This window comes from uncultured Pseudoflavonifractor sp. (assembly GCF_944387805.1).
Classification (GTDB): Bacteria; Bacillota; Clostridia; order Oscillospirales; family Oscillospiraceae; genus Pseudoflavonifractor.
On the sequence record NZ_CALXGI010000012.1, the window covers coordinates 61,088 to 70,485 of the forward strand.

Sequence of the window (9,398 nt, forward strand, 5' to 3'; positions counted from 1 at the left end):
TTTCCTGCCTTTTCCCAATGTGAGGCGGCTTCTGACGATGGGGCGGAACTGCCAGTTGCTTTGAAGTCCGCGGGAGCGAATGACGCGGCAAGCGGTCAGCACTGCTTGCTTTTTTCCAAGCAAAGTGATATAGTTTCACTAAAATGCGTTATTCGGGAAAGTGCGGGAGAGCCACAGGGAGGGAGAGCACATGCCGGATTCCAGTCTTACCAAGCGGGCGCTGGCCCAGACCATGAAGGAACTGATGGCCAGAGAGCCCTTCGCTAAAATCAGTGTGGGAGAGATTTGCGAGGCCTGCGGAATGAGCCGCAAGAGCTTTTACTATCATTTCCGGGACAAATATGATCTGGTCAACTGGATCTTTGACACAGAGTTCATTGAAGTCATCCAGAAGTGCGGCGTTTCCGGCGGCACAGATATCCTGAACAGCATGTGCCGGTACTTCTATGAGGAGCAGAGATTCTATCGTTCCGCCCTGGAGATTGAGGGACAGAACTCCTTCCGCGAACACTTCACTGAGGTCATTACCCCGTTGATACACTCCATCGCTGGAGAGCTGTTCTCCAATCAGGAGGATGAGGAGTTCTTTACAGTCTTTTTCAGCGACGCGGTGCTGGCCTCCATTGTCCGATGGCTTACCAAGGGGACGCCCATGCCGGCAGAGGCCTATGTGGCCCGGCTGAAAAACCTGGCGGAGGGCCTCAGCCGGCTGAATCTGCAGCAAGGCGGGACGCCGGAGAATCATTGAAGACAACAGCACGGCCTGCGCCTCACGGGCGCAGGCCGTGCTGTTGTCTTATGTCCGCCGGAAACAGGTGCAGAGGAGACGGCTCAGGGATAAATCGGGCAGGGCGGCAGGCAACGGCTGCTTTTTGCCGCCTGCATATGTGACTGCCTGTCCGTCAGGCAACAGCTCCAGATAGCAGGGGTGGTCAGAGATGACCTCGTCTACCATGAGCACGTCCTGATAGTAATCCATTAAGAGAAGGGGATACTGCTGGGTGCTTCGGGCTCGTTCCACGTAGCCGCAGAACTGGGCGGCCAGTTTGGCAGGACAGGTCTCCTCCGGGAGGAAAAAGACCATGGAGCCGCTGTGGCCCAGCAGGGACTGGACCCACTGGCCGGAGAGAACCCGTGCAGCATGGCCTGCGCTGTTACAGCGGATGAAGTACCCGAAAAAGCGGCGGGCATCCCGGAGCAGCATGGCAGCGTTCTGCCAATCCGGGGCATCGGCGTCCAGTAATACCAATAGGTTGGGGCAGGCGGAGAGAGTATCAATCCAGGGCTCTACCAATGAGGGGGAGAGAAAAACAAGAAATGCGCACTCCGGCGCCCGGCGTGCCAGCTCCAGCGCCAGACGCAAAGACTTCTGGCAGGCGCCGCAGTGGAGAAAGTAGGCGTAAATGCCCAAAACGCGCCCTTCGTCCAGCAGGCGAAGGTAGTCCTCCCGGGAGGAGGAGAGCTCTTCCAGCCGGAAGGTGAGGGACCAGGGAATATCGAACCCCTCCCTGGCCTCTGCGGCTCGAATCTGCCGGGCCCCGACGGTCCAGCTCTGCCAGCCCATGTTGATGCAAAAGGTCCTCAGGCAGGTGCGGTCAGTGTTTCGAACCGTATCCTGCACCAGATCGTAATAGGGGCTTCCGCCGTTTTCCAGCATGCGCTGGATCGTGCCGATATAGTGCTTTTGAAAGGGACCCTTGGCGAACGTCTGACCCATGTCAACCAGCTTGCGCAGGCTGCGCTGCGGGTCCTCCGCGATGTCCCGAATCGCGCGGTCAACAATAGTCTCCAGAATCGTTCTGGTAATTGCTTCGCGCTTCAACATAGAGTGCCTCCCTTCGGGTGCGGCCTGAGCGGGGTCACACGTCTGTCTATCTGCTTCTATCATAATGCTCTGTACCCTGAGAGAGAAGTAACAAAAGTGGACGAGTGTCCAAATCCGATACAATCCAGGTCAGATGGGGGGCGGATATCCGGGACATAGATGGGACAGCGGTTCTGCTCCTTCCACTGGCGGGCTGGGCTGGAGAATGGTATAATCATTTCTGCAAGAGGAGACGAGAGGAGAGAGGGACATATGCTGAATTTGCTGCTGGGCCGCGCGGGGAGCGGAAAGACTACAGCCGTGCTCCGGCGCATCGGAGAGAGCGGAGGCGCACGGCCCCAGGTGCTGGTGGTGCCGGAGCAGCACTCCCACGACATGGAGCGCCGCCTGTGCGCCATCGGAGGGAACCAGGTGTCCCGGTACGCTGAGGTGCTCTCCTTCACCCGGATGGCGGGCCGGGTGTTCACTGTCACCGGCGGACTGGCCGCCCCCACCCTGGACGCGGGCGGACGGCTGCTGCTGATGTACGCCGCCCTCCAGGCTGTGGCAGGGGAGCTGAAGGTGTACGGCCGTCCCTCCCGGAAGCCGGAGTTCCTCTCCGGCCTCATCGCCACGGTGGACGAGCTGAAGAGCTGCTGCGTTACGCCCAAGCACCTGTGGACGGCGGGAGAGGAGGCCGACGGCCCCGAGGGGGACAAGCTGCTGGACCTGTCCCTCATCTACGGCGCCTATGAGGCCCTCACCGCCCGCCGTGCCGCCGACCCCCGGGACCGGGTGACCCGTCTGGCCGAGGGCCTGGAGAAGAGCGGCTGGGCCAGGGGGATGGACGTGTACCTGGATGGGTTCACCGACTTCACCCCCCAGGAAAATCTGGTCATCAGGGCCCTGCTCAAGCAGGCAAATTCGGTGACCGTGGCCCTGACCTGCGACAGCCTGGACGACGATGGGGACAGCGCGGGCATTTTCTCCCCCGCCCGCCGCACAGCCCGCAGCCTGCTGCGGCTGGCCAGAGAGAACGGCGTCCCTGCCCGGACGGAGATACAGGAGAGCCGGGCCAAGGAGGGTCCGGAGGAGCTGGCCTTCCTGGAGGCACACCTCTTTGACGCACCCGAGACACCCTGGGCGGGCAAGCCGGTCCATATCTCCCTCTTCAAGGCGGGCAGCCCCTACGCCGAGGTGGAGTACACCGCCGGGGAGATCCTCCGGCTGGTGCGGGAGGAGGGCTACCGGTTCCGGGATATCGCCGTCACCGCCCGCAGCATGGAGGGGTACGGCGAGCTCATCGAGACCATCTTTGCCCGGTACGGCGTGCCTGTATTCCTGGCCAAAATGAGCGACATCCTCCAAAAGCCCATCCTGGCCCTCATCACCTCCGCTCTGGCTGCGGTGGCGGGAGATTATCAGTACGACGACCTGTTCCGCTACCTCAAGACCGGCCTGACCGGTATCTCGGAGGAGGACCGGGACCTGCTGGAGAACTACGCTCTCAAGTGGGACCTGCGGGGGAGCCGCTGGACCCAGAAGGGGGACTGGACCATGCACCCCAAGGGGTACGGCCTGCCCGTCAGGCCGGAGGACGAGGTCCTGCTGGCACGGCTCAACGCCGTCCGGCGGCAGGTCATCGCGCCCCTGGAGGAGCTGCGGAAGAACCCGGACCACACCGGCCTGGGCCACACCAAGGCCCTGTACGCCTTCCTGGAGCGCATCGGCCTGCCCGAGCGGCTGGAGGAGCGGACCGCCGCCCTTCAGGAGCGGGGAGAGCCCGCTCTGGCCCAGGAGTACAGCCAGCTGTGGGACATCCTGTGCAACGCCCTGGAGCAATGCGCCCAGATTGTGGGGGACACCCCCATGGAGGGCGACGAGTTTGCCCGGCTCTTCTCCCTGGTGCTCTCCCAGTACGACGTGGGCGCCATCCCCGTGTCCCTGGACCGGGTCACCGCCGGCGAGATGCCCCGTCTGGCCCACAAGCACTGCAGGGCGGTGTTCCTCCTGGGGGCGGACGACGGGGCCATCCCCCAGGCCGCCCCGTCCCCCGGACTGCTCAACGACGACGACCGCTCCCTGCTGGCCTCCTACGGCCTGGAGCTGGCCCCCACCCTCACCGAAAAGCTGAACCGTGAGCTGACCATCGTCTACGAGACCTGCACCCTGGCGGGGGAGCGGCTGTCGGTGAGCTGGGCGGCCATGGGCAGCGGCGGGGAGGAGCAGCGGCCCGCCTTCCTGATTCCCCGGCTGCGGGGGCTGTTTCCGGCCCTGCGCCCGGTCACAGAGGCGGAACTGGACGGAGCCTTCCGGCTGTCCGCCCCACGGCCCGCGCTGGAGCTGGCGGGACAGTACCCGGAGGCGGCGCAGGCTCTGCGGGCCATGCCGGAGTACGCCCCCCTGGTGGAGCGGATGGAGCAGGCCGCCGGGCTCACCCGGGGCAAATTGTCCCGTGTCGCCGTGGACGCCCTCTACGGCATCCGGGTGCCCATGTCGGCCTCCCGGATGGACAAGTACAAGTCCTGTCACTTCTCCTACTTCATGCAGTACGGCCTGAAGGCGGAGCCCCGGAAGAAGGCGGGCTTCCAGGCGCCTGAGTACGGCACCTTTGTCCACTACGTGCTGGAGCACGTGTTCCAGAGCGAGGAGTGGCGGGATGAGAATGGGGGCGTGGACGGCGACAAGCTGGACGCCCTCACCGACGAGATTGTGGAGCGCTATATCAGAGAGGAGCTGGGCGGCCTGGCCGAGGAGACACCCCGGTTCCGCTACCTGTTTCAGCGGCTGCTCAAGCCGGTGCGGGCGGTGGTGCGCAACGTGGCCGAGGAGCTGTCCGCCTCCGACTTCAAGCCCATCGCCTTTGAGCTGGGCTTCGGCTCGGGGAAGGATCTGCCCCCGGTGGAGCTGGAGGTAGACGGCGTCACCATCAGCATCTCCGGTTTTGTGGACCGGGTGGACGGCTGGGTGAAGGACGGCCGCCTGAACCTGCGGGTGGTGGACTACAAGACCGGCCGCAAATCCTTTGACCTGACCGACGTGTGGAACGGCATGGGCCTTCAGATGCTGCTCTACCTCTTCACCCTCCAGAAGGAGGGCAAGGACCTGTTCGGCGGACATGAGATAGACCCGGCGGGGGTACTCTACCTGCCTGCCCGGGACGCGGTCATCGCCGGCAGCCGCACCATGACCGAGGCGGCACGCCGTCAGGCGGTGGACAAGGAGCTGCGCCGCCGGGGCCTGGTGCTGGACGACCCGGAGGTGCTGGAGGCCATGGAGCATCCAGGCCCGGAGGGCATCCGCTTTCTGCCGGTGAAGGTGTCCTCCCGCACGGGGGCCATCACCGGGGACGCCCTGGTGTCCGCCGAGCGGCTGGGCCGTCTGGAGCGGCACATCCAGCGGGTGCTCCGGGATATCGGCGGGGAGATTGCCGCCGGAAACATTGCCGCCGACCCCTTCTGGAAGGGGCCGGAGAAAAACGCCTGCCAATACTGCGACTACGCCGTGGCCTGCCACTTTGAGGAGGGCAGGGGCTCCGACCGCCGCCGCTGGCTTCCCACGGTGAGTGCCGGGGAGTTCTGGGCCAGAGTGGAGGAACAGGAGGACGGCGGGCAGACGGACAACACGTAAGAGGGGGAAATTGTTATGGCCTTTCAGCTGACAGAGCAGCAGGCCGCCGTGGTGAACAACCGGGGCGGAGCCCTGCTGGTGTCCGCCGCCGCCGGCTCGGGCAAGACAAGAGTGCTGGTGGAGCGGCTGCTGGGCCGGGTGGAGCACGAGGGCCTGGATATTGACCGCTTCCTGGTCATCACCTACACCAAGGCCGCCGCCGCCGAGCTGCGCTCCCGCATTGTGGAGGAGCTGTCTCAGCGGCTGGCCCGGAACCCCACCGACCGCCACCTCCGCCGCCAGCAGACCCTGGTCTACAAGGCTCAGATCTCCACGGTTCACGCATTCTGCGCCCAGCTCCTCCGGGAGTGCGGCCACATGCTGGACGTAAACCCGGATTTCCGCCTGTGCGACGAGGGAGAGGCAGGGGTACTCATGCTGCGCGCCCTGGACGAGGTGATGGACAGGCGGTATGAGGACATCACCCCGGACAGCGACTTTGCAAAACTGGTGGACACCATGTCCGCCGGGCGGGACGACAGCCGCCTGATGCAGATCGTGCTGGACATCCGGGGCCGGGTCCAGAGCCACCCGGACCCGGCGGCCTGGCTGGACCAGCAGGGGGCGGCCTTCTCTCTGGAGGGCGTGACCGACGCGGGAGAGACCCCCTGGGGCAAGCTGCTGCTGGAGGACGCCGCCGCCCAGGCGCGGTACTGGCTCAGCCGCATGGCTGCCGCGCTGGAGGACTGCGCCTGCGATCCCAATCTGGACGCCAACTACGCCCCCACCATCTCGGCCACCATCGCCGGGCTCCAGGCCTTCCTAGACGGAGCGGCCCAGGGCTGGGATGCTGCTGCCGCCGCACTGTCCATCTCCTTCCCACCGGCGGGGCGGAAGAAGATGACCGAGTGCCCCGAGGCGGCGGAGCGGGTCAAGTCGGTGCGGAACCGGTGCAAGAAGCGGCTGGAAAAGCTGGCCGAGGGCTTCTCCGACGACAGCGCCGGGCTGCTCTCCGACATGGCGGCGGTGTACCCCGCCGTCCGGGGGCTGTTTGCCCTGGTGAAGGACTTTGAGGCGGCCTATGCCGCCGAGAAGGAGCGCCGGGGCGTGCTGGACTTCTCCGACCTGGAGCACATGGCGGTGCGCCTGCTGGTGGGGGAGGACGGCAGCCCCACACCTCTGGCAAAGCAGTGGTCGGCCCGGTACGACGAGATTATGGTGGACGAGTACCAGGATACCAACGCCGTCCAGAACGCCATCTTCTCCGCCATCTCCCGGGACGGCAGAAATCTGTTCATGGTGGGGGACGTGAAGCAGTCCATCTACCGCTTCCGTCTGGCCGACCCCACCATCTTCCTGGAGAAGTACCGCACCTTTGCCCCCTATGAGACAGCGAAAGAGGGGGAGCCCCGGCGGATTATCCTGTCCAAGAACTTCCGCTCCCGGGCTCAGGTGCTGGAGGGGGCCAACTTCATTTTCCGGGGTATCATGTCCCGCTCCTTCGGCGAGATGGACTATACCGCCGACGAGGCCCTCTACCCGGGCGCGTCCTACCCGGAGGGAGCGGACTACGCCGTGGAGCTGGACGCTCTGGACCTGTCTACCGCTGGGGATGACGACGGGGAGGAGAAGAGCGAAAAGACGCCCCGTGACCTGTTGGAGGCCCGGTTCCTGGCCAAGCGCATCAGGGAACTGAAGGACGGCGGCTTCCCCGTGTCCGACGGCGAGGGGGGAACCCGTCCCGCCGGGTACGGCGACATGGTCATCCTGGTCCGCTCTCCCAACTCGGTGCTCCACCACTACGCCCGCGCCCTGGGCGAGCGGGACATTCCCTGGGAGGCTGACGCAGGCGGCGACTACTTTGAGACCACCGAGGTGTCGGTGGCCCTGTCCCTGCTCCAGATTGTGGACAACCCCCGGCAGGACGTGCCCTTGATTTCGGTGCTCCGATCCCCGGTGTACGGCTTCACGGCGGACCGGCTGGCGGTACTGCGTGCCGCCTCGCCGGACACGGACTTCTATGCCGCCTTGGTGAAGGGGGCGGAGGAGGGCGGAGCGGACTGCGCCGCCTTCCTGGCCGAGCTGGAGGACCTGCGCTTCCGGTCCGGAGACCGGAACAGCCACCAGCTTTTGTGGCAGATTTACGACCGCACCAACCTGCTGGGTATCTTCGGCGCCATGGACGAGGGGGAGAAGCGGCAGGGAAACCTGCTGGCCCTGTGCGAGCTGGCCCGGCAGTTTGAGTCCGCCGGCCACAAGGGCCTCTTCGGCTTCCTCACCTACCTGACCCGCCTGCGGGACACCGGCGGCAAGCTGGCCGCGCCTCAGGCGGCCCGGGAGGGGGGCGGCGTGCGCATCCTGTCCATCCACAAGTCCAAGGGCCTGGAGTTTCCCATTGTCCTGCTCTCCGGGCTGACCCGGCGGCTCAACCGGGACGACATGCAGCGGCCCATCCTCTTCCACCCTCAGCTGGGCGTGGGCCCCAAGCGGCTGGACACCGAGCGGATGATTGAATATCCCACCCTGGCCCGGAGGGCGGTGGCCCGCCAGCTGGAGTATGAGATGATGGCCGAGGAGCTGCGTCTGCTCTACGTGGCCATGACCCGGGCCAAGGAGAAGCTGATTCTCTCCTGCGCCCTCACCCGCGGCGCGGCTGACCTGAGAAAGCTGGCCGAGGACGCCGAGTACCCCGCCGACCCGCAGGTGCTCTCCGGCTGCCAGTCGGTGGGCCAGTGGGTGCTGCTGCCGGTACTCACCCGGCCGGACGCGGTGGCCATCCGGCGGGCGGCGGACTACCCGCTGCCCATTGCGGCGGCAGAACTGGGGCCGGACTGGGACATCCGCTGGGTGGACGGCAGCGGCCTGCTCCAGCCGCCTGAGCGAAAGGCCGCTGTCCTGCCTGAGCGTGTTGAGGAGAAGCCGGTGAGGGATTTGACCGGCGTACTCACCTGGCAGTACCCCTACGCCGGAGACGTGGAGATTCCCTCCAAGCTGACGGCTACCCAGCTCAAGGGCCGGGAGCTGGACCGGGAGGCCGCCCAGGAATCCGGTGCGGAGTTCCCCCTGCCCCAGGGGGAGCCGGAGGAGCCGGCCGCCGTCCCAACAGGTAAGCGGAGTACCCTGCGCAGACCCAGATTTGCCGAGGAGGAGTTCGGCCTTACCCCGGCCCAGAAGGGCACCGCCCTCCACCTGGTCATGCAGTACATCGACTTCGAGCGGGCGGGCACGGAGGAGCAGGTGAAGGAGGAGATTGCCCGCCTGGTGGCGGGAGCCTACATCACCCCCGAGCAGGGAGAGGCGGTGGACCCGGCCAAGATCGCCGCCTTCTTCCGGTCCCCGCTGGGCCGGGAGATGATGGACTCCGTGTCTCTGCGGCGTGAGTTCAAGTTCTCCATTCTGGTGCCCGCCGCCAACTACTGTCCCGGCGCCGGGGAAGGGGAGCAGGTGCTGCTCCAGGGCGTGGTGGACTGCTGCTTTGAGACGTTGGAGGGCATCACAGTGGTGGACTTCAAGACCGACCGGGTGACCCGCCGCACCATCCAGGCGCGGGCGGAGGAGTACCGCCCCCAGCTGACGGCGTACAGCCGGGCCCTGGAGGAGATGACCGGAAAACGGGTGGTCCGCCGGGCTCTGTGGTTCTTCGCCCTGGACCAGGCGGTGGAGGTCTGAGGGCGCCGATTCAGCTCTGATGGAAAAAGAAATAATAAATTTGAAAAAAATAGTTGCATTTTCTGAAGAAGAGTGCTATGATATCAAATGCGTTGTGAGGACGTGTGTCCTTGCGCCCATATCCTCCGAAGAGAAAGAGGTGAACCAGCATGAAGGAAGGCATCCATCCCAACTATCAGCAGACAACCATTAAGTGCGCCTGCGGCAACGTGATTGAGACCGGCTCCACGAAGCAGGACATCCGCGTCGAAGTCTGCTCCAAGTGCCACCCCTTTTTCACCGGCAAGCAGAAGATGGTGGATACTGGCGGACGTGT

Annotated in this window: 5 protein-coding genes; 4 read left to right on the forward strand and 1 reads right to left on the reverse strand. The window is 65.2% G+C overall.

The window, feature by feature from the left end; translation table 11 throughout:
• Window positions 1-190: 190 nt before the first annotated feature.
• Window positions 191-748, forward strand: coding sequence for a TetR/AcrR family transcriptional regulator C-terminal domain-containing protein (locus Q0K06_RS05400; RefSeq protein WP_294549573.1), 558 nt, complete (start codon window positions 191-193; stop codon window positions 746-748).
• Between the two features lie 48 nt (window positions 749-796).
• Here Q0K06_RS05400 and Q0K06_RS05405 read toward each other — a convergent pair whose 3' ends face one another.
• Window positions 797-1,825, reverse strand: coding sequence for a hypothetical protein (locus Q0K06_RS05405; RefSeq protein ID WP_294549575.1), 1,029 nt, complete (start codon window positions 1,823-1,825; stop codon window positions 797-799).
• A gap of 252 nt (window positions 1,826-2,077) precedes the next feature.
• Between Q0K06_RS05405 and Q0K06_RS05410 the strand changes: the two genes are divergently transcribed.
• From Q0K06_RS05410 to rpmE, 3 genes are all read left to right on the forward strand, one after another.
• Window positions 2,078-5,434 (forward strand): PD-(D/E)XK nuclease family protein, encoded by a 3,357-nt coding sequence (locus tag Q0K06_RS05410; protein ID WP_294549577.1) that lies wholly within the window; start codon window positions 2,078-2,080, stop codon window positions 5,432-5,434.
• Between the two features lie 15 nt (window positions 5,435-5,449).
• A complete protein-coding gene (gene addA / locus Q0K06_RS05415) occupies window positions 5,450-9,082 on the forward strand; it encodes a helicase-exonuclease AddAB subunit AddA (RefSeq protein ID WP_294549580.1) in 3,633 nt (1,210 codons plus the stop codon).
• Window positions 9,083-9,231: 149 nt separating this feature from the next.
• Window positions 9,232-9,398, forward strand: a 167-nt coding sequence (gene rpmE, locus Q0K06_RS05420; protein ID WP_294549592.1) for a 50S ribosomal protein L31, incomplete at its 3' end; no start/stop codon positions are given.